Source organism: Bradyrhizobium hereditatis (assembly GCF_020329435.1).
Classification (GTDB): domain Bacteria; phylum Pseudomonadota; class Alphaproteobacteria; order Rhizobiales; family Xanthobacteraceae; genus Bradyrhizobium; species Bradyrhizobium hereditatis.
Window position 1 is genome coordinate 145,640 of the sequence record NZ_JAGKJK010000013.1, and the last position, 25,715, is coordinate 171,354.

At 63.7% G+C, this 25,715-nt stretch carries 23 protein-coding genes; 10 read left to right on the forward strand and 13 right to left on the reverse strand.

Features of this window, described 5'->3' with window-relative positions:
- Positions 1-6 precede the first annotated feature (6 nt).
- Both queE and J6524_RS27625 read right to left on the reverse strand, forming a co-directional pair.
- Positions 7-639: a 7-carboxy-7-deazaguanine synthase gene (gene queE, locus J6524_RS27620; protein ID WP_225676461.1), complete on the reverse strand. Its 633-nt coding sequence runs from the start codon at positions 637-639 to the stop codon at positions 7-9.
- On the reverse strand, positions 636-1,121 hold the full coding sequence (locus tag J6524_RS27625) for a tRNA (cytidine(34)-2'-O)-methyltransferase (protein ID WP_225676463.1): 486 nt from the start codon (positions 1,119-1,121) through the stop codon (positions 636-638). The genes queE and J6524_RS27625 overlap by 4 nt, the downstream gene beginning before the upstream one ends.
- Before the next feature lie 276 nt (positions 1,122-1,397).
- Between J6524_RS27625 and petA the strand changes: the two genes are divergently transcribed.
- The 6 genes from petA (at position 1,398) to J6524_RS27655 (ending at position 9,078) form a co-directional block, all read left to right on the forward strand.
- Positions 1,398-1,928 (forward strand): ubiquinol-cytochrome c reductase iron-sulfur subunit, encoded by a 531-nt coding sequence (gene petA, locus J6524_RS27630; RefSeq protein WP_225676465.1) that lies wholly within the window; start codon positions 1,398-1,400, stop codon positions 1,926-1,928.
- Positions 1,929-1,994: 66 nt separating this feature from the next.
- Positions 1,995-4,067, forward strand: coding sequence for a cytochrome c1 (locus J6524_RS27635; protein ID WP_225676467.1), 2,073 nt, complete (start codon positions 1,995-1,997; stop codon positions 4,065-4,067).
- Between the two features lie 159 nt (positions 4,068-4,226).
- A complete protein-coding gene (locus tag J6524_RS27640; protein WP_225676470.1) occupies positions 4,227-4,901 on the forward strand; it encodes a dienelactone hydrolase family protein in 675 nt (224 codons plus the stop codon).
- Between the two features lie 141 nt (positions 4,902-5,042).
- Positions 5,043-5,945 (forward strand): NAD-dependent epimerase/dehydratase family protein, encoded by a 903-nt coding sequence (locus J6524_RS27645; protein ID WP_225676471.1) that lies wholly within the window; start codon positions 5,043-5,045, stop codon positions 5,943-5,945.
- A gap of 272 nt (positions 5,946-6,217) precedes the next feature.
- Positions 6,218-8,383 (forward strand): anthranilate synthase component I, encoded by a 2,166-nt coding sequence (locus tag J6524_RS27650; protein ID WP_225676473.1) that lies wholly within the window; start codon positions 6,218-6,220, stop codon positions 8,381-8,383.
- 155 nt (positions 8,384-8,538) lie between these two features.
- The gene (locus tag J6524_RS27655; protein WP_225676475.1) at positions 8,539-9,078 is read left to right on the forward strand and encodes an adenine phosphoribosyltransferase; all 540 of its coding nucleotides are present in this window, start codon (positions 8,539-8,541) and stop codon (positions 9,076-9,078) included.
- 847 nt (positions 9,079-9,925) lie between these two features.
- Here the strand turns inward: J6524_RS27655 and J6524_RS27660 are convergent.
- The 9 genes from J6524_RS27660 to J6524_RS27700 form a co-directional block, all read right to left on the reverse strand.
- Entirely contained in the window at positions 9,926-10,258 is a 333-nt protein-coding gene (locus J6524_RS27660; RefSeq protein WP_225676477.1) for a GIY-YIG nuclease family protein, read from the reverse strand.
- A gap of 101 nt (positions 10,259-10,359) precedes the next feature.
- Positions 10,360-11,028: a P-loop NTPase family protein gene (locus J6524_RS27665; RefSeq protein ID WP_225676479.1), complete on the reverse strand. Its 669-nt coding sequence runs from the start codon at positions 11,026-11,028 to the stop codon at positions 10,360-10,362.
- Positions 11,029-11,088: 60 nt separating this feature from the next.
- Positions 11,089-11,838 carry a P-loop NTPase family protein gene (locus J6524_RS27670; RefSeq protein WP_225676481.1) on the reverse strand — a complete coding sequence of 250 codons (750 nt, stop codon included), beginning with the start codon at positions 11,836-11,838 and terminating at the stop codon, positions 11,089-11,091.
- 166 nt (positions 11,839-12,004) lie between these two features.
- Positions 12,005-13,201: a M48 family metallopeptidase gene (locus tag J6524_RS27675; RefSeq protein WP_225676483.1), complete on the reverse strand. Its 1,197-nt coding sequence runs from the start codon at positions 13,199-13,201 to the stop codon at positions 12,005-12,007.
- Positions 13,202-13,232: 31 nt separating this feature from the next.
- The gene (locus tag J6524_RS27680) at positions 13,233-13,793 is read right to left on the reverse strand and encodes a LemA family protein (protein ID WP_225676484.1); all 561 of its coding nucleotides are present in this window, start codon (positions 13,791-13,793) and stop codon (positions 13,233-13,235) included.
- 186 nt (positions 13,794-13,979) lie between these two features.
- A complete protein-coding gene (locus tag J6524_RS27685) occupies positions 13,980-14,960 on the reverse strand; it encodes a small ribosomal subunit Rsm22 family protein (protein WP_225676486.1) in 981 nt (326 codons plus the stop codon).
- Between the two features lie 171 nt (positions 14,961-15,131).
- Complete coding sequence (gene smc, locus J6524_RS27690) at positions 15,132-18,596, reverse strand: chromosome segregation protein SMC (RefSeq protein WP_225676488.1); 3,465 nt, start codon at positions 18,594-18,596, stop codon at positions 15,132-15,134.
- A 229-nt stretch (positions 18,597-18,825) separates the two neighbouring features.
- The gene (locus J6524_RS27695) at positions 18,826-19,482 is read right to left on the reverse strand and encodes a DsbA family protein (RefSeq protein WP_225676490.1); all 657 of its coding nucleotides are present in this window, start codon (positions 19,480-19,482) and stop codon (positions 18,826-18,828) included.
- A gap of 115 nt (positions 19,483-19,597) precedes the next feature.
- The gene (locus tag J6524_RS27700; RefSeq protein ID WP_225676492.1) at positions 19,598-20,077 is read right to left on the reverse strand and encodes a DUF721 domain-containing protein; all 480 of its coding nucleotides are present in this window, start codon (positions 20,075-20,077) and stop codon (positions 19,598-19,600) included.
- A 178-nt stretch (positions 20,078-20,255) separates the two neighbouring features.
- On the opposite strand from J6524_RS27700, the gene mutY reads away from it, so the two are divergent.
- From mutY to J6524_RS27715, 3 genes are all read left to right on the forward strand, one after another.
- Entirely contained in the window at positions 20,256-21,353 is a 1,098-nt protein-coding gene (gene mutY, locus J6524_RS27705; protein ID WP_225676493.1) for an A/G-specific adenine glycosylase, read from the forward strand.
- A 334-nt stretch (positions 21,354-21,687) separates the two neighbouring features.
- Positions 21,688-23,091, forward strand: coding sequence for a cytochrome B6 (locus J6524_RS27710; protein ID WP_225676495.1), 1,404 nt, complete (start codon positions 21,688-21,690; stop codon positions 23,089-23,091).
- A gap of 20 nt (positions 23,092-23,111) precedes the next feature.
- Positions 23,112-23,750, forward strand: a complete 639-nt coding sequence (locus J6524_RS27715; protein ID WP_225676497.1) for a DUF4142 domain-containing protein — start codon at positions 23,112-23,114, stop codon at positions 23,748-23,750.
- A gap of 170 nt (positions 23,751-23,920) precedes the next feature.
- On the opposite strand, the gene J6524_RS27720 is transcribed toward J6524_RS27715, so the two are convergent.
- The gene (locus J6524_RS27720; protein ID WP_225676499.1) at positions 23,921-24,190 is read right to left on the reverse strand and encodes a DUF2798 domain-containing protein; all 270 of its coding nucleotides are present in this window, start codon (positions 24,188-24,190) and stop codon (positions 23,921-23,923) included.
- Positions 24,191-24,462: 272 nt separating this feature from the next.
- On the opposite strand from J6524_RS27720, the gene J6524_RS27725 reads away from it, so the two are divergent.
- Positions 24,463-24,882: a PaaI family thioesterase gene (locus J6524_RS27725; RefSeq protein WP_225676502.1), complete on the forward strand. Its 420-nt coding sequence runs from the start codon at positions 24,463-24,465 to the stop codon at positions 24,880-24,882.
- Between the two features lie 19 nt (positions 24,883-24,901).
- Here the strand turns inward: J6524_RS27725 and J6524_RS27730 are convergent, their stop codons facing one another.
- Positions 24,902-25,690, reverse strand: a complete 789-nt coding sequence (locus J6524_RS27730; protein WP_225676504.1) for a bestrophin-like domain — start codon at positions 25,688-25,690, stop codon at positions 24,902-24,904.
- Between the last annotated feature and the right edge of the window lie 25 nt (positions 25,691-25,715).

Here is a 25,715-nt window from a genome sequence, read left to right on the forward strand (position 1 = left end):
GCCAAATTATCTGATGCCAAGTGTCTTGTGCGTTTGCAGGCTGAGCCGCCATTGCGGATGGCGCAGGCAGTAGTCGACCGCCCGCGCGGTGTTCTCGATCACGTCCGGTCCGTCCATCGGCTGCAGCGAGAACCGTTCGAAATCGAGCCCTGCAAAATCTTCCGGCACGGCGCCGGCCTGCGGATAGACCAGCTTCAACTCATGGCCGCGGCGCACCACGAGCTCGGCGCCAGCTTTCGGGCTGACGCAGACCCAGTCCATTCCCTCGGGCGGCTCGATCGTGCCGTTGGTTTCGATGCCGATGGCAAAGCCGCGCGCATGCAGCGCATCGATGAACGCGGTATCGACTTGCAGGAGTGGCTCGCCGCCGGTCAGCACCACGTAGCGGTTGGTGTTGTCGCCGGTCCATTGCGCGGCGATGACGTCGGCGAGTTCGTCCGCCGAGGCGTAGCGGCCGCCGAGCGTGCCGTCGGTGCCGACGAAATCGGTATCGCAAAACTGGCAGGTGGCGGTCGCGCGGTCCTGTTCGCGGCCGCTCCAGAGGTTGCAGCCGGAGAAACGGCAAAACACTGCCGCACGGCCGGCATGCGCGCCTTCGCCTTGCAAGGTCAGGAATATCTCTTTGACCGCGTAGCTCACACCTTCTCCCTGGATCCGGTCTCGACCGCTATCCGATGACCCGTCTGCCGCAGCGCCTCTCCCACTGCCATGGCGGCCGCCATGGCCACATTGAGCGAGCGCAAGCCCGGTCTGATCGGGATCACCACGCGGGCATCGGCCGCAGCAACGACTTCCTCAGTGACCCCAGCGGATTCCCGGCCGAACAGCAGGACATCGTCGCTCTGATAGCGGAAATCCAGATAGGAACCGGCCGCCTTGGTCGTAAATAGCACCAACCGGGAACCCGCCTCGTTACGCCATTCCTCGAATTTTGACCATGAGTCATGACGGGTGAGGGCGACTTGATCTAGATAGTCCATTCCCGCCCGGCGGAAATGCCGGTCGGAGGTCGCAAACCCTGCCGGCTCGATGATATGGGCTGATACGCCCAGGCACGCGCACAGGCGCAGAATCGTCCCGGTGTTCTGGGGAATATCGGGCTGGAAGAGGGCGATGTGCATGTCTCTAGGACTTCGGGGCGCGCGATGAATGACTGAATAATCACGATCGGGCGCGGATTTAGTGCATTGCACGTTTGCGAGCCGATAGCGGGCTTGCGCTCTCACGGCAAGGGTGCCAATAGAACGATTCTGGACTGCTTGTTCCGCCGGAATGGGGGAGGAAAAGCGGTTTTTCTGCCGCCGCGGGGGCCGCGGGCGCCGGCAGCCTCTTGCGGGTCGCGTTGGGCGCTCCCCGGGGCGGTGCTGCTGGCTGCAGATAAGAAAGGGCTTGGAATCGTGACGACAGCGTCTTCGGCGGACCATCCGACACGCCGTGATTTCCTTTATGTTGCAACGGGAGCCGTCGCCGCCGTAGGCGCGGCTGCCACGGTGTGGCCGCTGGTTTCCCAGATGAATCCGGATGCCTCGACAGTCGCGGCCGGTGCGCCGATTGAGGTCGACCTGACCCCGATCGCCGAAGGTCAGGACATCAAGGTGTTCTGGCGCGGCAAGCCGATCTATATCAGCCATCGGACCAAGAAGCAGATCGAGGAGGCCCGCAAGGTGCCGGTATCGAGCCTGCCCGATCCGCAGAGCGATGAGCAGCGGGTCAAGCCGGGTCATGATCAGTGGCTGGTCGTGGTCGGCATCTGCACGCATCTCGGCTGCATCCCGATTTCCCATGAGGGCGCTTACGACGGCTTCTTCTGCCCCTGCCACGGTTCGGTCTACGACACCTCGGGCCGCATTCGTCAGGGACCTGCGCCGACCAACCTGGTCGTGCCGCCGTACTCCTTCGTTTCCGACACCAAAATCCAGATCGGCTAAAGGGCTCGGACGCCAGTCCGAGACCCTTAAGCCGTCGCGTCGTCTTACTTCCTCAGGATCGCATCAATGAGCGGACCATCCGATTTTCAGCCGACCAATCCCGCCTTGAAGTGGATCGAACGGCGCCTCCCGATCATGGGACTTATGCATTCCTCGTTCGTGGCGTATCCGACGCCGCGTAATCTGAACTACTGGTGGACCTTCGGCGCGATCCTTTCGTTCATGCTGGGCGTGCAGATCCTGACCGGTGTGATCCTGGCGATGCACTACACGCCGCATGCCGATATGGCGTTCAAGTCCGTTGAACTCATCGTCCGCGACGTCAATTACGGCTGGCTGCTGCGTAACATCCACGCCAGCGGCGCGTCGATGTTCTTCTTCGCGGTCTACATCCACATGTTTCGCGGTCTTTATTACGGGTCGTACAAGGAGCCGCGCGAAGTGCTCTGGATCCTCGGTGTCATCATCTATCTCCTGATGATGGCGACCGGCTTCATGGGCTACGTGCTGCCGTGGGGCCAGATGAGCTTCTGGGGCGCCACCGTGATCACCAACCTGTTCTCGGCCGTGCCCTATTTCGGCGAGACCATCGTGACGTGGCTGTGGGGCGGCTACGCCGTCGGCAATCCGACGCTGAACCGGTTCTTCTCGCTGCACTATCTGCTGCCGTTCGTGATCGCCGGCGTCGTCGTGCTGCACGTCTGGGCGTTGCACGTTGCAGGCCAGAACAATCCGGCCGGCGTCGAGCCGAAGAGCGAAAAGGACACGGTGCCGTTCACGCCCTACGCGACGATCAAGGATCTGTTCGGCGTCTCCTGCTTCCTGCTGTTCTACGCCTGGTTCATCTTCTACATGCCGAACTATCTCGGTGACCCTGAGAACTATATTCCGGCCAATCCGGCCGTGACGCCCGCGCACATCGTTCCGGAATGGTATTACCTGCCGTTCTACGCGATCCTGCGTTCGATCCCGGACAAGCTTGCCGGCGTCGTGGCGATGTTCGGTGCGATCATCGTGCTGGCGTTCCTGCCCTGGCTCGACAGTGCCAAGACACGCTCGTCGAAGTACCGCCCGCTGGCCAAGCAGTTCTTCTGGGTCTTTGTCGCGGTTTGTATCGGTCTCGGCTATCTCGGCGCGCAGCCGCCGGAAGGCATCTACGTCATCGTGGGCCGCATCCTGACCGTCCTGTACTTCGCCTACTTCCTGATCCTGCTGCCGCTGCTCTCCCGAATTGAAAAGCCGCGTCCCGTGCCGAATTCGATTGCGGACGATGTGCTGGCCAAGACCGGCGGCAAGCCGGCACCGATGGTGTCGACCGTGATCGCACTGATGGTTGCGGGTGGCTTGCTGCTGGGCGGCGCCGACAGCGCTCGCGCCGCTGAAGGCAGCACCAAGCCACCGGCGCAGAAGTGGTCGTTTTCCGGCCCCTTCGGCAAGTTCGATCGGGGCGCGATGCAGCGCGGCCTGAAGGTTTACAAGGAAGTCTGCGCGTCCTGCCATGGCCTCTCGTTTGTCGCCTTCCGCAATCTCGCGGAAGCCGGCGGTCCGGGTTACTCCGTGGCGCAGGCCGCCGCATTCGCCTCCGAATACAAGGTGAAGGACGGCCCGAACGACCAGGGTGAGATGTTCGAACGGCCGGGCCGGCCGGCCGATTATTTCCCCTCGCCGTTCCCCAACGAGCAGGCGGCGCGCGCGGCCAATGGCGGCGCATTTCCTCCGGACCTGTCGCTGATCACCAAGGCGCGCAGCTACAGCCGCGGCTTCCCGATGTTCCTGATCGACTTCTTCACCCAGTATCAGGAGCAGGGACCGGATTACCTCGTGGCGCTGTTGCAGGGTTATGAGGACAAGCCGCCGGCCGGCTTCAACCTGCCGCAGGGCTCCTACTACAACACCTACTTCCCCGGCCACGCCATCAAGATGCCGAAGCCGCTGAGCGACGGCCAGGTTACCTATGACGACGGCTCGCCGACGACGGTTGCGCAATACGCCAAGGACGTCACCACGTTCCTGATGTGGGCCGCGGAGCCGCACATGGAGACGCGCAAGCAACTCGGCCTCCAGGTGTTCGCGTTCCTGATCCTGCTCACCGTCTTGCTGTATTTCACCAAGAAGAAGGTCTGGGCCAACGCCCACTGATCCCAGCGCTTCACATCGCGAATTCGGAAAAGCCCCTGCGGGGGCTTTTTTGTTGCGTGCATTCTGCGCAGCGTTGCTCCTCGCAAGGACGGGATTGCGCCCCATCTCTACTGCGGACAGAATACCGTCAATCAGCCCAAGATCATTCGGGAGGACTCCATGGGTACCAGCATCACCTTCAAGCGGCCGGACGGCAAGGATGCCGCCGGCTATCTTGCCAACGCTTCGCGCGGCAATGCGCCGGGAGTGGTCGTGATCCAGGAGTGGTGGGGATTGCAGGACCAGATCAAGGGCATGTGCGACCGCTTCGCGCTGGCGGGCTTCGACGCGCTGGCGCCCGATCTCTACAACGGCACGGTGGTGCCGTATCACGACACGGATGCGGCCGGCCGGGAAATGAAGTCGCTGGATTTCATGGACGCCACCACGCAGACCGTGCGGGGCGCCGTGCAATATCTGTCGCGTAATGGGGCCAAGGTCGGATTGACCGGCTTCTGCCTCGGCGGCGCGGTGACCATCATCGGCGCCACCAAGATCCCGGAGCTTGCGGCTGGCGTCGTGTTCTACGGCATTCCGCCGGAGCAGGCCGCAAAGCCGGCTGACGTGAAGATCCCGCTGCAGGCGCATTTCGCCAACAAGGACGACTGGTGCACGCCGCAAGTCGTGGATGCGTTCGAGCAAGGCATGAAGGACGCCGGCAAGTCGCTCGAGCTCTTCCGCTATGACGCCGAGCACGCCTTCGTCAACGAGCAGCGGCAATCCGTGCATGACCGCCAGGCCGCTGAACTCGCCTGGGGCAGGGCGACGGCGTTTTTCGCAAAGCATTTGGGGTGAGCTGGTCGCTTGCTCGTCATTGCGAGCGGAGCGACTTGTCCGCCGAAGCCTTGGCGAAGGCGGGAGCAATCCATCGCGAGGGATGCGGCGACATGAATTGCTTCGTCGCTTCGCTCCTCGCAATGACGGTGGAGGCCGTGAATGAAAATCTTCTGCACGGGCGCCTCGGGCTATATCGGCGGATCGGTTGCCGCGCATCTGGCGGCGGCCGGCCATCAGGTGACCGGATTGGTCCGTTCCGTTGAAAAGGCCGAGGCCGTTCGCGCATTCGGCATCGAGCCGGTGCTGGGCACACTGGACGACGGGGAAGTTCTGGCGCAAGCGGCGTGGGCCGCCGATATCGTGGTCAATGCCGCAAGCGCCGACCACAAGGGCGCCGTTGTCGCGCTGCTCGATGCGCTCACCGGAAGCGGCAAGGCATTCATCCACACATCGGGATCGAGCATCGTCGGCAAGCGCTCCCGCGGCGAGCGCTCCGATGACATCTTCAACGAAGATACGCCCGTGACGCCATCGCCCGCCCGCGCGGCGCGGGTCGCGCTGAACGAGTTCATTCTCTCCCATCGCGACAAGGGCTGTCGTCCCGTCATCATCTGCCCGAGCCTGATCTACGGCATCGGCCACGGGGCAGGGCGCGACAGCGTGCAGGTGCCGCTTCTGATCAAGCTCGCCAAAAAGCGCGGCAACGCGGCGCATGCCGGGCCCGGCGAGAACATCTGGTCCAACGTGCATATCGACGATCTCGTGACGCTGTACATGCTCGCGATCGACAAAGCGCCGGCGGGTAGCTTCTATTTCGCCGAGAATGGCGAGAATTCGATGCGGGAGGCGTGCGAGGCGATCAACCGCATGCTCGGCTTCGCCGGCGCGCCGTCGGCGATGTCGATGCAGGAGGCGGCCGGAGAATGGGGCGAGGGGACGGCCGAGGACACCATGGCCTCCAATAGCCGCGTCCGTGCCGAACGCGCGCGCCGCGAGCTCGGCTGGCGACCGAGAGCGCGCTCGCTGATCGAGGAGATCGAGCACGGGTGTTACCGCAAGTAGCAAACACGCCGTCCCGGCGAACGCCGGGACGCCCCAGGATAGGCTTGGGGCGAGGCTTCCGGGGCTGTCTTTCTCTTGACATCGTTCCCGCCGGATGGTGTTTAGTTCCCATGAGCACCGTCGTTACCCCCTCGCGTCTGTGGTGGCGCACCTCCTAAGAGGTGGCCGGTGCGATTTCATTTTTACAATCGTCGAAGGTCGCCATCGCAGTGCGACGGTCCCTTCGTTTGTCCTGTGTGGCGCTCCCTCCCGAAGTTTCGTAAGAGGATCACATGAACAGGACAGTCTTCTCCCTGCCGGAGCGCAGCGAATACCGGACCAGCGGCGGCCTGGTGATTGCGCGCGTCGTCGAGCAGTTCACCGGCAATGCCAAGCGCCTGGACGATCTGATCGAGCTGCTCGACCGCCGCCGCGGCGTCGTCCTGTCCTCCGGCACCACGGTGCCGGGCCGCTACGAAAGTTTTGACCTCGGCTTTGCCGATCCGCCGCTGGTGCTGGAAACCGTCGGCGCGAACTTTTCGCTGTCGGCGCTGAATGCGCGGGGCGAGGTGCTGATCGCGTTCCTGGGCGACGTGCTCCGCGAGCCCTGCGTCGTCATCTCTGAAAAAAGCCCGACGCGGCTCGCCGGCCACATCATCCGCGGCGCCGCGCCGGTCGAGGAAGACCAGCGCACCCGCCGCGCCAGCGTGATGTCGCTGGTGCGCGATCTCATCGCCGCCCTTGCCGCCAATGACGATCCGCTGCTCGGCCTGTACGGCGCCTTCGCCTACGACCTCGTGTTCCAGATCGAGGACCTCGTGCAGAAGCGCCCACGCGAGGCCGATCAGCGCGACATCGTGCTCTATGTGCCCGATCGCCTGCTGGCTTACGACCGAGCAACCGGCCGCGGCGTCGCGTTGAGTTACGATTTCTCCTGGAAGGGCAAATCCACACAAGGTCTGCCGCGCGACACCGCCGCGAGCGTCTACGCCAAGACGCCGCGACAGGGCTTTGCCGATCACGCGCCCGGAGAATATCAGGCAACGGTGGAAGTCGCGCGCGCGGCGTTCGCGCGTGGCGATCTGTTCGAGGCGGTGCCGGGGCAGCTCTTTGCCGAGCCGTGCGAGCGCTCGCCGGCCGAGGTATTCCAGCGGCTCTGCCGCATCAACCCGTCGCCCTATGGCGCGCTGATGAATCTCGGCGAGGGGGAATTCCTGGTGTCGGCCTCGCCGGAAATGTTCGTGCGTTCTGATGGCCGCCGGGTCGAGACCTGTCCAATCTCGGGCACCATCGCGCGCGGCGTCGATGCGATCGGCGATGCCGAGCAGATCAGGCAGCTCTTGAACTCGGAGAAGGACGAGTTCGAACTCAACATGTGCACCGACGTCGACCGCAACGACAAGGCGCGCGTCTGCATTCCCGGCACCATCAAGGTGTTGGCGCGGCGGCAGATCGAGACCTATTCGAAACTGTTCCACACGGTTGATCACGTCGAGGGCATGCTGCGCCCGGGCTTCGATGCGCTGGACGCCTTCCTGACGCACGCCTGGGCGGTAACCGTGACCGGCGCGCCGAAATTGTGGGCGATGCAGTTCGTCGAGGATAATGAGCGTTCGTCGCGGCGCTGGTATGCCGGCGCGATCGGCGCGGTGAATTTCGACGGCAGTATCAACACCGGTCTGACGATCCGCACCATCCGCATGAAGGACGGCCTCGCCGAGGTGCGGGTCGGCGCCACCTGCCTCTTTGACTCTGATCCCGCCGCCGAAGACCGCGAATGTCAGGTCAAGGCGGCCGCGCTGTTCCAGGCGCTGCGCGGCGATGCGCCAAAACCGCTGTCGACCTTCGCGCCCGACGCGACCGGTTCGGGCCGCAAGGTGCTCTTGATCGATCACGACGACAGTTTTGTGCACATGCTGGCGGATTATTTCCGCCAGGTCGGCGCCAGCGTGACCGTGGTCCGCCACGTCCACGCGCAGGAGATGCTGAAGCAGAAAGGCTGGGATCTCCTGGTGCTGTCGCCGGGCCCGGGCCGGCCTGAGGATTTCGGGATCGCGAAGACCATCGGCGCGGCGCTTGATAAGAAGCTGCCGATCTTCGGCGTCTGCCTGGGCGTGCAGGCGATCGGCGAATATTTCGGCGGCCAGCTCGGCCAGCTCAGCCAGCCCGCGCACGGCCGTCCGTCGCGGATCCAGGTGCGCGGCGGACGCCTGATGCAGAACCTGCCGAACGAGATCGTGATCGGCCGCTATCATTCGCTCTATGTCGAACGCGACAGCGTGCCCGACGTTCTCGATGTCACCGCGACCACCGAGGACGGCGTCGCGATGGCGATCGAGCACAAGACCCTGCCGGTCGGCGGCGTGCAGTTTCATCCGGAATCGCTGATGTCGCTTGGCGGCGAGGTGGGGCTGCGCATCGTCGAAAATGCGTTCCGGCTGAATGTTGGAGCAAACTGATTGACCCGTCATTGCGAGGAGCGAAGCGAAGAAGCAATCCATACCGCATTCGAGGCGCGATGGATTGCTTCGCGGAGCCTGTCATCCGGCGGCGCTTCGCGCCGACCGGGTGGCTCGCAATGACGGTGGAAAAATCGAAAGCGAGATAATCACCGATGACATTCGATCACGACATCAAAGCCACTGTCCGCACCATTCCGGATTACCCGAAGCAGGGCATCCTGTTTCGCGACATCACGACGCTGCTTGCGGACGCTCGCGCCTTCCGCCGCGCGGTCGACGAGCTGGTGCAGCCCTGGGCGGGACTGAAGATCGACAAGGTCGCCGGCATCGAGGCGAGGGGATTCATCCTCGGCGGCGCGGTGGCGCATCAGGTTTCTGCCGGCTTCGTGCCGATCCGGAAAAAAGGCAAGCTGCCACACACCACGGTGCGAATTGCCTATTCGCTGGAGTACGGCCTCGATGAGATGGAAATGCATGTCGATGCGATTAAGCCCGATGAGCGCGTGATCCTGGTCGACGATCTCATCGCCACCGGCGGCACCGCCGAAGGCGCGGTGAAGCTGCTGCGCCAGATCGGCGCCAACGTGGTCGCGGCCTGCTTCATCATCGACCTGCCGGACCTCGGCGGCGCCGACAAGCTCCGCGCGATGGCCGTGCCGGTGCGCACGCTGATGTCGTTCGAGGGTCATTGAGGTTTCGCCGCCATCCTTTCCGCGTCGACGGGGGCGCTGCGGCCGTTCCCCGTCATTGCGAGCGCAGCGAAGCAATCCATCCTTCCGTGTATGAGGTGACAATGGATTGCTTCGCTGCGCTCGCAATGACGCTGAGGTAACGGCCCAATGTTCGACTGTCATCCCCCGCGCATGCGGGGGATCCAGTACGCCGCGGCTTCTCGGTTTGATCAGGGCTGTCTCTGGAATGCTGGGTCGCCCGGTCAAGCCGGGCGATGACAACGGAGTATGTGTCCGCGCTCTCGCGACGTATCACGTCCGAGTTTTGCATCTTCTGTTGCCCTCATCGAGATAGAGGGCGCAGGGAAGACCGGGTGCTGGCTGCACCCGCGGTCTCGTGTGCCGTTGCGCAAAAAGGAAACGCACACGAGCATACAGGTACAGCGGAAACACTCCGGCCTTCCCTGCGCAATGGCTTTGCGGCTTACTTCGTGCTCTTCCTGGTGAACGGCTTTATTGCCACCATCGCCTCACGAGACAACCCCGCGAAACTTAACGCCAGCACCGCGGCGCCCGAACCACACGACTTCGCCGTACGCTTCCGGCGCGTACGTCTAGCGCGCCATCTGCGTCCATCGCATCTCACTGCACGTTGGTGACGTGGCCAACGCCCCTCATCTTGCGGTGAAATCAGAAGTGATTTGCTCCTCGCGTTACCATGCCGCAGGCCGCCGGATACAATTGCGCTTGCGCGCGCAAGCAAATCACTCCGGTGCCGTAGGGTGGGCAAAGCGAACCGTGCCCACTATCGAGCAGCGAGTTCGGCGCTCCTTTGCCCAACCTACCGAGCCGTCATCCGGGATGAATGTTACACCGCTTCAGCGTTGAGCTGCTTCCGCCAATACACCACGCGCTCCTTCAGGAGCGCGTCGCGGACGTAAGCGCTCTCTTTCTCTTCCAGCCGCTCGCATTCCTCGAACGAAAAACTGTCCGTCCCATGCGTGGTCCATGCCGCCTGCAGGCTGCGGCAGGGGTGGCTGCCCTGGCGCAGCGTGAACCAGATCCTGTTCTGGATTTTTTCCAGATCGGGGGTCTGGCCGACCCACGCCTGCGGCGGGGATTGGCAGCGGATCGCGAAGATGCCCGCGACGGACTTCCGCTCCTTGTAGGCGGCGATGGCTGCCTTTCTTGGTAATGTCATGTGGATGCCCTTCGCACTGCCGGTTGGTCGAGAGGCATAACAGGATTGGTTATCCGGCGTCAATATTACCCGGATGAAATTGTGAGAGGCAGTTGGGGCTATCACTGCCGCTGCGGCACCAGACTGAGCTCGAGCTCGCGAAAGGCGGTGTAGTTCCTGCGGATCCACTGGTGCAGCTCGGTCGAGGAGTCCCGCTCGTTGCGCAGATAGTCGGTGAAGGAAAAGCTCAGGCGGTCGACATAGGTCTTTAGGAACGAGGGCAGGGCCGGTATCCGCAAGACCTGTCCCATGCCCATCTCAGCGGGCAGTTCGCCCCGCACGACGTATTCGTTGTCGATTGTAATCAGCGCTTTCTGCGGGATCTGCTCCTGCAACATCGGATAGCTGCGCGCGGAAACGCGGTCGGTGTCGGCGATGAACAGCACGGCCGGCGCGACACGGCGGCGTAGCGCCTCCTTCAGGAAGCCGATCTCGTGGGTCATCTTGAAGAATTCGTCGAAGGCATGAAAGCCGAGGTCGAGCACCTTGGCGATGCCGTCATTGACGATCAGGCGATCCATCAGCTGCATCTTGCCGTAGGTGTCCATCACGTCGGCGGTCTCGGTGATGCGCGGCAGATATTCGAGCAGCGACGGTTCCTTCAGGTTGATGTCGAAGGAGGCAACCGTCCCGTCTTTCAGCAGCAGGAACTCGCTCAACAGCCGGGCAAGCAACGTCTTGCCGACCAGCGGCCTGGGCGAGCAGACGATGTAGACGGGTGTGGAGCTCATCACCCGCTATATCAAAGGAATTTTTCGGCTAATCCAGTCCCTTTGGCCGCGGCCGCGCGACTATTTTTCGCCACCGCGCGTCGCCGACTTGGCGCCGACCAGATCGGTCAGCTTGATGCGATCGAACTCGCTCCAGACATTGGCGAGCCAGTGCCGGACATAGCCGCGCAGCACGAAGGAATAGTTCGCGGCTTCGTCGTCCTTGCCCTTGTTGGCGACGAATTTGAGGAACGGCACCGAGGAAACCTCGACCTGCTCGTAGGCCATCTCATTGAGCTTGGGAATCGTGAGGTCGGTGGCATCCTTGATGCGGTGGAAGTACGAGTTGTAGGTCGACTGGTCCCACTGGAAGAACTGGGTGTCGTTGATGAAGTTCTTCACCAGGAAATATTTGGCCCCCTGCATGAAGTTCGCGGTCTCGGCGATTTCGTCCAGCGAGGCGATCGAGGGTCCCAGTATATGGAACACGGCAAAGGTGATCTGGCCGGCCTTGGCCGCGTCGAGAAAACCGATGTCGCGGAGCGAAGCCAGCGCCGGCGACAACAGTCCGGCGCGGACGTCGATCACGGTGACCGAAGGCCCCGCGCTCAGCGTATCGAAGATCTTCATCTGATCCGATGTCGTCGTCATGTCGACGATCTCGGTGATATCAGGGTGAAATCGCTTCAGGGTGCCGCGTGGCGATTCGGTGTCGAATGCCCGGGTCGGCACGTTGTTGGCACTGAAGTAATCCAGGAGCGTCCGCGACACGGTCGTCTTGCCGACACCGCCCTTGTCCGCGCCCACCACAATCACGACTGGCTTTGCCATGGAAATCCCTTGAACAGCAGCTCCGGCCGCGGGGAGCGGCCGGCATGTCCCATTCCCTGCTTTGGGCGCGAACATGGCAGAAACAAGGGATAATTCAATTCCTTAGACGGCCACCGCCATTATTCATACCGGAATTCGTTAATTCAGCCGTGGATAGGCCGGTTGCCTAACGATGCGGCTCCCAAGGGCCATCTGAGGGGCCAAAACGAGGGCCCGGGGCGCCGGCAGGCTCGGCGGCATCATTCCAGGGGCCACGGGGAACCGGCGGCGGAAGCTGCTCGGTGGTCGCTTCCTGGGACTCATCCGCTTCGTCCGCCGTCTCGGAGGGCAAGGCCAGCGGGCCGGGATCGTGGCCGCCGGCAAACTGCACCAGCGCCTTGACCCGCGCGTCAACCGACGGGTGGGTCGCGAACAGGTCGGCAAATCCTTCGCGCGGATTGTCGATACAAAGCTCCATGACCGCCGACGTGGCGCCGGGCAGCTCGCCGCGGTTCTCGATCTTGCGCAGCGCCGTGATCATGGCGTCCGGATTCTTTGTCAGCTCGACCGAACCGGCATCAGCCAGCAATTCGCGCGACCGCGACAGCGCCAGCTTGACCACCTGCGACAACAGCCAGGCCAGCATGATCAGCACGACCGCGATAATGATCGCCATGATGGCGCCACCGCCGCCCTTGCCGCGATCGGACGAGGAAGAGGAGGACGACGAAGAAGATGAGGATGAAGAAGAAGACCAATCGCTGCCGGTCGAATTCCAGGACAGGTTGGTGAACGTGCGAAAGAACAGCTCACCGATGAAGCCCACTACGCCAGCGATGATCATGGCGACCACCATCAACTGCACGTCGCCGTTGCGGATATGCGTGAGCTCGTGGCCGAGCACGGCCTCGATCTCCTGGTCGTTGAGCGCCTGTAGAAGACCCGTCGTCACCGTGATGGAATATTGCCGCCGGTTGAGGCCGGTGGCGAAAGCGTTCAGCGCCGGGCTGTCCATCACCTTCAGCTTCGGCATCGGAATGCCGCGCGAGATGCAGAGATTTTCCAGAAGATTGTAGAGCCGCGGCTCTTGCTTCCGCGTCACGCTCTCGCCGCCGGTCACGGCATCGATCATGTTCTGGTGGAAGAAATAGGCGATCACGATCCACAGCGCGGCGACGATGGTGGCGTAGGGGAAGGCCGCGATCAGATCGCGCGAGGCGCGCGTCAGATAGTAATCGAGGGAAGCGCCGCTGTTCAGCACCACTTCCGCAACCAGCGCGCCGGCAAAGACCAGCACGTAGATCAGCAGAAAAAGGCCGGCGAGCAGCAGCATCGAACGAAGCTTGTTCGATGCAATATGCGTGTAGAGACCGTACGCGGCCATGATGGGGCTGCTCTGCCGTGCGTCCGAAGCGTCAGAACTTCACGGTCGGCGCGACCTCGACTTCGGTGCGGCTGGCGCCGAGGTCGAAGAATTCCTTGCGGGTGAACCCGAACATGCCGGCGAACAGCGCGGCGGGAAGCTGCTGGATGCCAGTGTTGTATTCCTGGACCGCATTGTTGAAGAAGCGGCGGCTGGCCGCGATCTTGTTTTCGAGGTCGGACAGTTCGCCGGCGAGCTGCTGGAAGTTGGCGTTGGCCTTGAGGTCCGGATAGGCCTCCGAGAGGGCGATCAGCCGGCCGAGCGCGCCGGAGAGCTGATTCTCGGCGGCGGACACCTGCGCCGGCCCCTGCGCCGATATCGCCGAATTGCGCGCCTTGATGACGTCGTCGAGCGTGCCGCGCTCGTGGGAAGCGTAGCCCTTCACGGTCTCGACGAGGTTCGGAACGAGATCGTGGCGCTGCTTGAGCTGGACATCGATATCGGCAAAGGCCTGCCCGACGCGCTGGCTGAGCGCGACGAGGCGGTTATACGCAACGAACGCAAACAGCACGATGATGACGATGACGCCGAGAACGATCCAGCCGGTCGACATGAGGGAATAACTCCTGAAGGGACGAAAGACAGCGAAACTAGACGAAAACCGGGGCGCGCGGCAGCCCGCCCGGAAGGTGGGCATGGCGTTAGTCGGCAGTGGGACGGGATAAGTTCATTCGTTAGTGTCACGGATGCGGTGCAGCGATTTCCCGGCGATGCGAAGCATCATCCGGGGCACCGAGAATCAGCTCTCCTTGTTCACCGCATCGCCCCACCGCCAACGGCGGGCGGTGGCATAATCCGCCTTGGCGCGGCGGGGCACTTTGCTGAAGCTGAGCCCTTCCGGCGTGCAGAGCTTCGCTGTGATTTCGACCTTGCTGATATCGGGCTGCGCCAGCACGCGTGAAAGACGTCGACCTTCGACGGGCATACGCATCAGCGCGACATAGGAGAATCGTTCATCCTCGAACGGCACTTCCGCGCCCTTGACCTGCATGTGCGCGCGCGAGCGCTGCAAGCGCTGGCTGAAATGGCACCAGTCTGGCGGCTCAAGCGGGCATTTGCTGTCATGCGGGCAGGGGGCGGCGACATGCGCGCCGAGGGCGATGAGATGGGCGCGCAGCGCGATGATCCGCGCGTAGCCCGCGGGCGTGCCGGGCTCGACGACGAGCAGCGTGTCGCGGGTCTTTGTCCACATTAGTTCGGCGAGCGCGCGTTGCTCGGAATCGCCGATCTCGCCGATCATGTAGCTGGCCATGACGAGGTCGGCGGCATCCGCTTTCGCCAGCGTGGCGCGGGCTTCGCCGCTTTCGTAGCTGATGTGTCGTAACCGCGTGCTGTCCCGTGCAAGGTCCAGTGCCAGCGCGCGGAGCGCGTCGTTGGCATCCAGCAGCGTGAAATTCTTCAGCGATGGAAAAGCTTCGGTCGCCGCCCAGGTCGCCGTACCCGGCCCGGCGCCGATGTCGAGCAGGCTGCTCGGTGCAAAGTCCGGTCTGATCTCGGCCAGTGCGTTCAGGCTCGCGGTGACGGCGGCATAGGTCGCGGGCATCCGCGCCAGCGCATAGGCGAGCGCATCGGTCTCGGAGCGGATGGCGCCGGAGTTGCCGCCGCCGCGATAGGTCTTTGAGATCGAAGCGGCGCGCTCGGCGGCATCGCTGCGCGAGAAACCGCGCAGCTTGCTGTCGAGCGCGGCTTTCAGCTCAGCGGGGAGGTCGGGTGATGTCATCTCGTCTCGTCATGCCCGCCACCGGGTCTCGCCTTCGGCGAGCCCGATGACAGGCTCCGGCGGGCATCCAGTACGCCGAGGCGGCTGTGGCGATCACGGGCAGCGCGGCGTATTGGATCATCCGCCTTGGCGGATGATGACATCATTATTTGCGGCGGCGAAAGCGTAATCTCACGCCACGTTCTGATCGAGAATCTTCACCGCATCATCGAGGCCGACCGAGACCAGTTGCGAGACGCCACGCTCGGCCATGGTGACGCCGAACAGCCGGTTCATCCGCGCCATCGTGATCGGATTATGCGTGATGATGATGAAGCGGGTTTCCGTCGAGGACGTCATTTCGTGCAGCAGGTTGCAGAACCGCTCCACGTTGTGGTCGTCGAGCGGCGCGTCGACCTCGTCCAGCACGCAGATCGGCGAGGGGTTGGTCAGGAACACCGCGAAGATCAGCGCCAGCGCCGTCAGCGCCTGCTCGCCGCCTGACAATAGCGACAGCGTCTGCGGCTTCTTGCCGGGCGGTTTTGCGATGATTTCGAGGCCGGCCTCCAGCGGATCGTCGCTCTCGATCAGGTGAAGCGCCGCTTCGCCGCCGCCGAACAGTTCGACGAACAGCCGCTTGAAATGCTCGTTGACGGTTTCGAACGAAGTCAAGAGCCGCTCGCGGGCTTCCTTGTTGAGGCTCTGGATACCCTGGCGCAGGCGCTTGATGGCCTCGACGAGGTCGTCGCGCTCGGTGGTCAGCGCGGTGTGCTGGGCCTCGACCTCGCGCAGCTCTTCCTCGGCGCGCAGGTTGACGGCGCCCAGACGCTCGCGGTCGCGGCGCAGCTTTTCGAGGTTCTCCTCGATCTCTCCGACCGGCGGCAGTTCCGCGCCCGGCTCGATCTCGGCAAGGCCTGCGACGGCATGCGGCTCGACTTCGAGCATGTCGTGGATTTCGCGCTCAATGTCGGAAAGCCGGCGCTTGGTGCCTTCCATGCGTTCCTCGGCGCGGGCGCAGGCCTCGCGGGAGGAGGAGAGGGCTTCGAGCGAGGCTTTCGCGGCGCGGTCGGTTTCCGCCATCAGGCTTTCGGCGGCGGCGAGCGCGTCGGCGGCGACGCGGCGGGCGCCTTCGGCTGATTCGATCTCGTTGATCAGCGCGCGGCGCTTCTCGGCAAACACGACGGGCGCATTATCAAGTTCGGCGCGCTCGGCCGTCACTTCGGTGATGCGCGCTTCGACGGTGGCGACCTGCGAGGCGGAGCTCTGCTTGCGGTTCTGCCATTCGGTACGCTCGGCGGTGATCGCCTGCACGCGCTTGTCGGCCAGTTCCGCTTCGCGCGCCAGCGCTTGGGCTTCGGCGCGCACCTGCGCGGCGAAGCGGCGGTGTCCGTCGATCTCGGTGCGAACGGTGCTCAGCTTCGCTTCCGTCTCGTCGGTCGGGGCCAGTTCGGCCAGCGCAGCCGTCGCGCTCTCGTGCGCCGCCTCGGCCTCGCTGCGGTCGGCGGCGAGGCGGGTGTGGGCTTCGGTCAGCGCCGACTTGCGTGCGGCATGGCGGTTGATCTCGCGCTCGGTCGCGGCATGGCGCTCGCGCGCAGCATCGGCCTCGCGCTGCGCGGCGCGCCAGGCCTCGCGGGCCGCGGTCTCGGCTGATGATGCTGCCTTCAGCTCCGCCTCGGCGTCTTCGAGCGCCTGGCGCTTGGCGGCCGCATCGGTGCGGGCCTGCTCCAGTTCGTGTTCGATGTCGACGAGGCGCGCGCGTTCGGCAAGACGCCGTGCGGCGCCGGTCGGCGCATGTGCCGCGGCGACAAAGCCGTCCCAGCGCCAGACGTCGCCTTCCAGCGACACCAGCCGCTGGCCGGTCTTCAACTGCGAGACGAGTTCCGCGCCACGTTCCTTCGACACGACGCCGATTTGCGCAAGGCGGCGCCGCAGCTCGGCCGGTGCTTCGACATGGGCCGCCAGCGGTTCAACGCCATCAGGCAGCGCCGGATCGTCGAAGCTCGCGCCCGCGTTGGTCCAGCGCATCGGCGCGGAAGGATCGACCGGCGCGTCGAGGTCGTCGCCGAGCACGGCGCCCAGCGCCTTTTCGAAACCCTTGGCGACGGTGACGCCGTCAATGATCGGCGGCCACAGATTCTTGGTCTCGGCATTGACGAGTTTCGAAATGGTCCGCGCTTCGGTCTCCAGCCGCTGCACGCGCTTTTCGGCCTCGGTGAGCGGGCCGCGGGAAGCCTCGAGCTTCTGCCGCGCGGCGACGTGGCCGGCCTCGCTGGCCTGCGCGGCGGCTTCGGACGCGGCCAGCGTTTCCTGCGCGGTCTCCATGGTCGCGGCGAGTGCGTCGAGATCGCCGAGACTACCGGTTTCCTCAAGGAGCTTCTGCTCGTCGGCCTGGACGGTGGCGATTTCCTGATCGAGACGGGCCAGCCGGTCACGATGGGTGCGCACGCCGGCCTCTAACTGGTTGCGCTTGGCAGTGAGGTCGGCGAGCGCGGTGGTTAGTTCGCCGAACATGCGTTCGGCAGCGGCCAGCGTCGCTTCCGCTTCCGCGACCCGCTCGTCAACGCCGGAGCGCTTCTCGACGCGCGACTTGATCTCTTCCTTCAGTTCGGCGTCTTCGGCGTCGAGGCGCTGTAGCGCGATCTCGGCATCCGCAGTCTGCTGCTGCTCGCGGGCGATGTCGCCGGCGAACTGCGACAGCCGGCGGTCGAGCTCGGCGACGCGCTCCTTGGCGCGCTCTTCCTCGCGGTCGAGCTGCTCGCGCGCATTGGTGAGGCGCTGCAGTCCCGCCGCCGCGCGGGCTTCGCCCTCGCGCAGCGCCGGCAGTTCGGAGGCGCGGATCGCCTGGATGCGCGCAGCTTCAGCCTGCTCGCGGGTGCGCTCGGCCATTTCGCGCACGTTGATGTCATGAGTGTGCGCGGCTTCGGCGACGTCGGCATTGGCCTCGACCCAGCGCAGATGGAACAAGGTTGCTTCGGCCTTGCGCACCTTGGCGGCGACCTCGCGGAAACGAATGGCCTGGCGCGCCTGCTTCTTCAGCCCTTCCATCTGGCCGGTGAGCTGACCGATCACGTCCTCGACGCGGGTGAGATTGGTTTCGGCCGCCCTCAGCCGCAGCTCGGCCTCATGGCGACGGGCGTGCAGGCCGGCGACGCCGGCGGCGTCTTCCAGCACGCGGCGGCGCTGCTCAGGCTTGGCCTGGATGATCTCGCCGATCTTGCCCTGGTGGACCAGCGCCGGCGAACGCGCGCCGGTCGCGGCATCGGCAAACAGGATCTGCACATCGCGCGCGCGGACGTCGCGGCCGTTGATGCGGTAGACGGAACCGGCCTCGCGCTCGATGCGGCGGGAGATTTCCAGGATCTGGCTGTCGTTGACGGCGGCCGGTGCGGTGCGATCGGTATTGTCGATCGTCATGGTGACTTCGGCGTGGTTGCGCGCCGGACGGTTGCCGGAACCGGCGAAGATCACCGCATCCATGTCGGCGGCGCGCAGCGATTTGTGCGAGGTTTCGCCCATCGCCCAGCGCAGCGCCTCGACCAGGTTCGACTTGCCGCAGCCGTTCGGACCGACGACGCCAGTGAGGCCGGGTTCGATCATGAAATCAGTGGGTTCGACGAACGACTTGAAACCGTGGAGGCGGAGGCGCGTGAGTTTCATGAACACAAATCTCTGTTGGCCGGGCGCGAATCTCCCTGCCGTGACAATACCATAGATGGCAATGTCGGTGTGTGGGCGAACCGCCGGTGGCAGCCCTTATGGCCCGCGACAATGGCGAGGCCGGGGCCGGAGGGCAACGGCCGCGCGGGGCTTTTCCCAAGGGATTTGAGGCGGTTGTGTGGCGTCTTTCGCTGGACTTATTGGCAGCGAATCAATCCGAATGCTCGAATCAGCTCTTCAGCAGCGCATTGATGCGCTTTGAGAACTCCTCAAAGCTCTGCTCGCCTTTGACCTTCTCGCCATTGATGAAGAAGGTCGGCGTCGAATCCACCTTCAGCACATCGGCGGCGTACTTCTGGTCGGCCGCGATCTTGTCGAGCAGCGCCTGATCCTTCAGGCAATCCTCGACCTGTTGCTGGGTCAAGCCCGCCTGCTTGCCGATCCGGGTCAGCGTCTCCGTGGTGTTCTTCGCCACCCAGTCGTTCTGCTGCTTGAACAAGAGATCGATGACGGCGAAATATTTCGGAGCGTCGTCCTTGGCGATGCAGCGCGCCAGCATGGAGCCGGCCGCCGCTTTGATGTCGAGCGGGAATTCGCGGAAGATGAAGCGGATCTTGCCGGTGTCGATGAATTCCGACTTGATCTTCGGGAACACCTTTTCGGTGAAGGCTGCGCAGTGCGGGCAGGTCATCGAGGCGAATTCGGTGACGGTCACCGTGGCATTGGCCGGGCCCAGCGCCATGTCGGGCAGCGACACCGGTTTCGCCACGTCGGTGGCGGTCTGCGCCATTGCGTCCGTGATCAGCCGCAGCGGCGAGAAGCCGGTGAGCAGGCCAAGCCCGGTCAGCGAAAGGGCGGCGGTGAAGACGCGGCGCGTGATCATCAAAGTCGGCTCCCAAATGGCGCGTTCACGCCCGAAAGTTACGAAAAAGAAGCCTTCGCTAGCTTGAAACGCCACTTGAGGCAATGCCGCGTTGCGCTTCGCGAGCCGCGCAAAAGGCTCAATTTCGCTTGATCGCGGCGCCGAGCCGCGCCAGCGCGGCGCGCAATTCCTCGTCTTCCACCGCGGACAGGGTTTCGGCGACCTTGGCGACCGATTTCGGGTCAGGCGCGCGCGGGCGCGCGGGCGCTTTCCGGCGCGACAGCGGCGCCTGCCGCAGCGCCAGCCGGCCGACCGCGCTCCAGCCGAAGAAGCGGTTGACCCGCTGCAGAATGACGTCGGAGGAATGCTGGATCTCCAGCGCCATTGGACCTTCCACCCGCAACACCAGCGTCGCCGGCTCCTGCGGCTGGCCTTCCACCGGCCGCGGCCATTGCATCTTCAAGGGCTCCGAATGGGCGGCGATCTCGGGCCCGGCGATTTCGGCCCAGCGCGTCACCAGTTCGCGCGCGGCAAACCCCTGCTTGGCATAGGCGTCGGAAAACACGTCCTTGAGCAGGACGGAAAGCGGCTTGGCCGAGATCGGGCCGGGTTTGGACATGGGCGCTTGTATCACCTTGAGTGATGCGGGGCATAGAGAAGGACGGCGTCGCTACCGCTCGCCTATGCCGGTCATCCACGTTCTTTCACGCCGGCGGCGCCGAAGAAAGGCGTGGATGCCCGGGACAAGCCGGGGGCATGACGTGGAGAGATTTGCGATCCGACACTAAAGTAACCGGATGGTTTCGTCCGCCGCCGCCAAAATCAAACGACAGGAACTTCCTGCCGAAAGCGCCTACCGTCCCGCGCTGCTGCTCGACTGGTATGACCGTCATCGCCGGCGCCTGCCGTGGCGTCCGCCGGCCGGCGAGCAAGCCGATCCATATCGTGTCTGGTTGTCCGAAATCATGCTGCAACAGACCGGCGTGAAGACGGTCGGGCCGTATTTCGAGAAGTTTGTGGCGCGCTGGCCGGACGTCGCTGCGCTCGCCCGCGCCTCGCTGGATGACGTGCTGCGGATGTGGGCCGGGCTCGGCTATTATTCGCGCGCGCGTAATCTGCATGCCTGCGCGGTCGCGGTGCTGCGTGACCATGGCGGGGTGTTTCCCGACACCGAAGACGGCCTGCGCAAACTGCCAGGCATCGGGCCCTATACAGCCAAGGCGATTGCGGCCATTGCCTTCAACGTCCGCACCATGCCGGTCGACGGCAACATCGAGCGCGTGGTGTCGCGGCTTTACGCGGTAGAGGAGCCGCTGCCACAGGCCAAGCCGCGCATCCAGGAATTGGCCGCGACCTTGCTCGGCTCTGATCGCGCCGGCGACAGCGCGCAGGCGCTGATGGATCTGGGCTCCTCGATCTGCACGCCGAAGAAGCCAGCTTGTGCGCTATGCCCGCTGAATGATGATTGCGTGGCTCGCCTGCGTGGCGATCAGGAGACGTTTCCGCGCAAGGCGCCGAAGAAGTCGGGCGAGCTGCGCCGTGGCGCGGCCTTCGTGGTCACGCGCGGCGATGAACTTCTGGTGCGCACGCGGCCGCAAAAGGGCCTGCTCGGCGGCATGACCGAAGTGCCCGGCTCGGAATGGCTGAGCGGCCAGGACGACAGGACGGCCCTGGATCAGGCGCCCGCGATGAAGGCCATCTCGCGCTGGCATCGCAAGACCGGTGTTGTCACCCACGTGTTCACGCATTTTCCGCTCGAGCTCGTGATCTATACCGCAACCGTGCCGGCGCGAACGCGCGCGCCGGAGGGCATGCGCTGGGTGGCGGTCGCCACGCTTGCCGACGAGGCGCTTCCGAATGTGATGCGCAAGGCCATCGCGCACGCCTTGGACTGAGCCAGGCCGTGCATTCATAAAAATGCGATGTACGCTGCCGGCAGCTACAGACGTTGTGCCACCCGAGAATTTCGCGTTATGCCTCAAATGGCCGCGCGCTCTCCGGCGCTGTTGAAATGCGCGTCGATATGAGCGTGCAGCAACAGGGCATCCCGTTTGGTGTCTAACAGCGCGAAATTGAGCCGCAGGTGCGAACGCGGTCCTGGCGCAAGAACAAAAGCACTTTCGCAGCTTGCACTCGATCAGCCTTTTGGACTTCCCGATTAGGAACAACCGCACCGCCTGGGTGTTAGCGGGTGACCCCAGCTATGCGAAGTCGGTCGCGGAGGTCAGCATGCTGCTATTCGCCAAGGCAATTCCCGCATTTGCCATAATCGGCATTTGCTCTGCGCTGGTAATTTCCGCATCATCCGACCCGCTACCTCCTGGCACCACCTATCGCCCGCTGCCGACTCGGCCGCTTTCCGAGATAAGGGCCGATGACGAAGCGCAGAAGCCGCAAGTCATGGCACGACAAGCGGACTTGTTGAATCGTCGGTACGATCTCACGAACCAGCCGATCGCCGGTGTCATGATGTCCGGCGGCAAGAAACCAGTGCAGGCCGGCGTTCGGGTGAAGCTACCAGCCGGCGTCACCTGGGATTCGCTGGCCGCCATGAGTCCAGACGAAATCCGCCAGCGCGGCCTGTTGCCCGAAGGCTTCATGCCTTTGCCTCATGTCAAGCAGGCAACCGGCGGCCAGGTCTTCCCAGACCGGCAAATCGACGAAATAAGACGCCAGGAAAGCAGGGACCTCAGGAGGTTCGACGTGAACTTCGATCTTCCTGATCATCTAACCGCTGAATTTCCTCCGCCGATCTTCCTGACTACCCAGCCGCATTTGGGCGATGTGTCACGAGGGCAGCTCTTAACGATCAAGAACTTTTATGAACTGATGAACGGCATTGTAACGCCGGTCCAGATGGAAGGCCTGCGTCTGCTTCTCACGCCGTTTCCACAGGAAGAGTTTAATCAAACGGAAGACCGCAAGGTCGCCGACCAGAGCATGGGCGTAACCTGCCTGGATTGTCATTCCAATTTCCATACCAACAGCGCCTTCCACCTGACGCCTGACGTACGGCCGCAATCGGCGCGGTTTCGCCTCGACACGGTCAGCTTGCGCGGGCTGTTCAACCAGCAGATTCACGGCTCGAAGCGTTCGCTGCGATCCGTTGAGGATTTCACGGAGTTCGAGCAGCGCACAGCCTATTTCAATGGCGACCATGTCAGCGCGACGCGCAAAGGCGTTCATCTGCCTGATCGACCCAATCAGGTAGCGATGATGGCGCAGATGCAGAACATCGTGGATTTCCCGCCCGCTCCGAAATTGGACCCGTTCGGTCGTCTCGATCCTGCGAAGGCAAGTGAACAGGAGCTTGCCGGAGAGCGCGCGTTTTTCGGCAAGGGACGGTGCGGCGAATGCCACATGCCTCAGACCTCGTTCATGGACAATAACATGCACGATCTGAAGCTCGAGCGCTTTTATCGTACCGGCCAAGTCGCGAATGACTTTGTTGCGCTTCCGGATGGTCCCATCAAGACGTTTACGCTTAGAGGGATCAAGGATTCGCCGCCATACCTGCATGATGGACGGCTGATGACGCTCGCGGACACGGTCGAGTTCTTCAATCTTGTCCTCGGCACCCGTCTGACCCAGCAAGAAAAGGATGCACTGGTTGCCTTCATGCTCACTCTCTGATTCCTCAGAAGGAGAACGCAATGCGCATTCCTTTGATTCTGGCCGCTTTTCTGGTCGCCACGTCTGCAACCGCTCAGCTCGGCAATCCGGCCGGAGTGGCGCCTGGAACGCAAGAGGCAACTCCAGGTGTGCCCGCGCCTCATCAGACGAACACCGAGGATCGACTTTTTGCGCGCCTTTTGGCTGCTGGGGGCATGGCTGAAGTTGACCTCGGGCGACTGGCTGAGGGCAAGGCCCGAAGCCAGGCAGTTGGAGATTTCGCCCGGCTCATGATCGCGGACCACACCAAGGCAAATCGCGAACTGGAACGCCTTGCGAGTGCCGCGCAGATCCCGCTTCCGACCCAACTCAACCCGGAGGACCAAAGCGTGCGCGCGACTCTTGAGAGTGCATCCGCAGATGCATTCGACCTCGCCTACATGCAACGGCAGGTCATCGATCATCAGAAGACGGTTGTGCTGTTGACCTGGGAGATCGGGCGAGGCCAGGACGCAGCTCTGCAGCGATGGGCGGCCGCTACCCTGCCGGTCGTACTCAGCCACCTTGAACAGGCGAAGACGTTGGTCGCTGAACTCTCGGGACAGGGAGCGCGCGTTTCGCTGCAGATGCCGGCCGAACGGGCCGCGCCGCCTCGCCAAGGATCGGGGCGCCCGAAGTAAGAAGAGCTGTTCCGAAGCTCAAGTGCTTCCGGTCAGCGGAAGCTCAACAATCGTCAATAGCTGAAGGCCACGACGTGAAGTGGCGAAATTAATACTTCGCATTTCCGCGGGTCGTCACGAGCGGCCAGGCGAATGAAGCGGGCGCTTATGACCGCGCCCGCTTGCCTTGGCTAGTTTGATCTTGGCGCCTCGACGGCGAACGCCACGATTCGTCGCACCAGCGGTAGCACCGCGAGCAGCGTCGGAAACGCCACCAGCCAGGATATCGCCCATGCAGCGGGCCAGGTCGCCATGAAGGCAGGTGTCGGACCGAGACTCCTCAAGGTCGAAATCGCGGAGGCGACGAAGGTCATCAGCACCGACAACACCAGCGGCATGACGACCGCCGCATAGCGTGCAGGTAATTTTCCGCGCGAGCGCGGAGCCTGATACGTAATCATGATATCACTCTTTGGATTTGGTCGGTCGATCACGATGGCGCATGATGCATTCCTCCGGGGTCGAGCCGACCGGTTGAATGCGTTGCCTGACGTGAGACGCTTACGGTGCGCCTTAAGCGCAGCAGCCGCTTCCTAACCGGGATGCGGTGCGGGCGCCAGCCTCGAATTCTGGAAACGATCAAAATTGAAAGCTCGCGCCCCCGGTACGCGCAGCTTGCTGACACCATGCTGGCAGCAGGGCTGGGTTAGGAAGGAGCCTCAAGGAGGTTCCCATGATCGCGACTGCGCTCGACAATTTCAACCCGCCGCCATCTTCCAGACTGCTCGGCTGGCGCCTGCTCGACGCGCGGCCGAAAGAGGGCTGGATCCGCATCGGCTTCGACGGCAAGCGGGATTTTTGCAATCCGGCCGGCTTCGTGCAGGGCGGCATCCTTTCGGCCATGCTCGACGACACCATGGGGCCGGCGGTCTTCGTTATGACCGAGGGTAGGCTATATACGGCGACGATCACCCTGACCGTGAATTATCTCGCGCCGGCGAGGCCAGGGCCGATCACGGGCGAGGCGAAAGTCACCCAGCTCGGCAAGACCGTCGCTTTCGTGGAGGGGCGGCTGATGGCCGAGGATGGCGCATTGCTGGCGACGGCAACGACCAGCGCGCGGCTGGTCGAGACGGCGAAGGCTATTCGATAGTGTGAGAGGGACGGGCGGCTTACCGGCTGTTCAGAGCGCTTGGCATGATTTGCAGCAGGGGCTCCGGCCCGATCGATATCTGGCCGGTGAAGGGCCGGTCATGCGCCGCGATCAGTAGGACCGAAGCGGCAACACCGGTCGCGAACAGCGCCAACGCAATGGCGGATGCCAGCCGATTGTCGACGTGCACGATTGCGATCACCAGCAGCTCGCATATCGCCTGCAGATAGAGGCACCACCACTTGACCCGGTTCACCTCAGCCTGGCTGACAATGATGCGTTGCCTTCGCGCATCCAGGGCGGACTGAAGTGCGGAGATGATTTCGCGCTGTGCGTTCTGCTGCCCTTCTCCCTGTGGGGCGATCGCGACGACGAGTTGCAGGGCTTCGACGAGCGCCGGCGGAGCCGCCCGCAGCGAGGCGGTCTGGCGCGCCATCATCGGCCATTCCACTGTTGCGGAGTGTTCGACATAGTCGCGAACGAGGCCGCGCAACTTGGCCTCGTTCTCCGCGGGCAAGCCGGCGGCGAGAAGCGTCACAGCTCGCAGCGCGCTTGCTTCGCGGCTCACCGCCGCGGCGGCGCGGTCACCGTCATTCCAGACCTGCGCGGCCGTGAATGCAACGAACAGGCCGAACATGATGCCAAGCACCGGCAGCATGCCTGGAGAGACGGTCTTGAACGACTTTGCCCTCTCCTCCGTCGCGAGGGCGGTCACGCCCAGGAAAACGGCGATGGCGAGCAGATAGGTGAAGCCGAAGACGACCAGCGCCATGGCCCACACTGGTAAATTATGCAGCCAGTCGCTCATCACCGTTACCCCCGTGCCGTGGATC

What these genes read in the sequence shown, in the direction of transcription:
- J6524_RS27625 (WP_225676463.1), bottom strand. Translation starts at nt 1,121, where the DNA reads ATGCACATCGCCCTCTTCCAGCCCGATATTCCCCAGAACACCGGGACG.
- J6524_RS27635 (WP_225676467.1), top strand. Translation starts at nt 1,995, where the DNA reads ATGAGCGGACCATCCGATTTTCAGCCGACCAATCCCGCCTTGAAGTGG.
- J6524_RS27640 (WP_225676470.1), top strand. Translation starts at nt 4,227, where the DNA reads ATGGGTACCAGCATCACCTTCAAGCGGCCGGACGGCAAGGATGCCGCC.
- J6524_RS27645 (WP_225676471.1), top strand. Translation starts at nt 5,043, where the DNA reads ATGAAAATCTTCTGCACGGGCGCCTCGGGCTATATCGGCGGATCGGTT.
- J6524_RS27650 (WP_225676473.1), top strand. Translation starts at nt 6,218, where the DNA reads ATGAACAGGACAGTCTTCTCCCTGCCGGAGCGCAGCGAATACCGGACC.
- J6524_RS27655 (WP_225676475.1), top strand. Translation starts at nt 8,539, where the DNA reads ATGACATTCGATCACGACATCAAAGCCACTGTCCGCACCATTCCGGAT.
- J6524_RS27660 (WP_225676477.1), bottom strand. Translation starts at nt 10,258, where the DNA reads ATGACATTACCAAGAAAGGCAGCCATCGCCGCCTACAAGGAGCGGAAG.
- J6524_RS27665 (WP_225676479.1), bottom strand. Translation starts at nt 11,028, where the DNA reads ATGAGCTCCACACCCGTCTACATCGTCTGCTCGCCCAGGCCGCTGGTC.
- J6524_RS27670 (WP_225676481.1), bottom strand. Translation starts at nt 11,838, where the DNA reads ATGGCAAAGCCAGTCGTGATTGTGGTGGGCGCGGACAAGGGCGGTGTC.
- J6524_RS27675 (WP_225676483.1), bottom strand. Translation starts at nt 13,201, where the DNA reads ATGGCCGCGTACGGTCTCTACACGCATATTGCATCGAACAAGCTTCGT.
- J6524_RS27680 (WP_225676484.1), bottom strand. Translation starts at nt 13,793, where the DNA reads ATGTCGACCGGCTGGATCGTTCTCGGCGTCATCGTCATCATCGTGCTG.
- J6524_RS27685 (WP_225676486.1), bottom strand. Translation starts at nt 14,960, where the DNA reads ATGACATCACCCGACCTCCCCGCTGAGCTGAAAGCCGCGCTCGACAGC.
- smc (WP_225676488.1), bottom strand. Translation starts at nt 18,596, where the DNA reads ATGAAACTCACGCGCCTCCGCCTCCACGGTTTCAAGTCGTTCGTCGAA.
- J6524_RS27700 (WP_225676492.1), bottom strand. Translation starts at nt 20,077, where the DNA reads ATGTCCAAACCCGGCCCGATCTCGGCCAAGCCGCTTTCCGTCCTGCTC.
- mutY (WP_225676493.1), top strand. Translation starts at nt 20,256, where the DNA reads ATGGTTTCGTCCGCCGCCGCCAAAATCAAACGACAGGAACTTCCTGCC.
- J6524_RS27710 (WP_225676495.1), top strand. Translation starts at nt 21,688, where the DNA reads ATGCTGCTATTCGCCAAGGCAATTCCCGCATTTGCCATAATCGGCATT.
- J6524_RS27715 (WP_225676497.1), top strand. Translation starts at nt 23,112, where the DNA reads ATGCGCATTCCTTTGATTCTGGCCGCTTTTCTGGTCGCCACGTCTGCA.
- J6524_RS27720 (WP_225676499.1), bottom strand. Translation starts at nt 24,190, where the DNA reads ATGATTACGTATCAGGCTCCGCGCTCGCGCGGAAAATTACCTGCACGC.
- J6524_RS27725 (WP_225676502.1), top strand. Translation starts at nt 24,463, where the DNA reads ATGATCGCGACTGCGCTCGACAATTTCAACCCGCCGCCATCTTCCAGA.
- J6524_RS27730 (WP_225676504.1), bottom strand. Translation starts at nt 25,690, where the DNA reads ATGAGCGACTGGCTGCATAATTTACCAGTGTGGGCCATGGCGCTGGTC.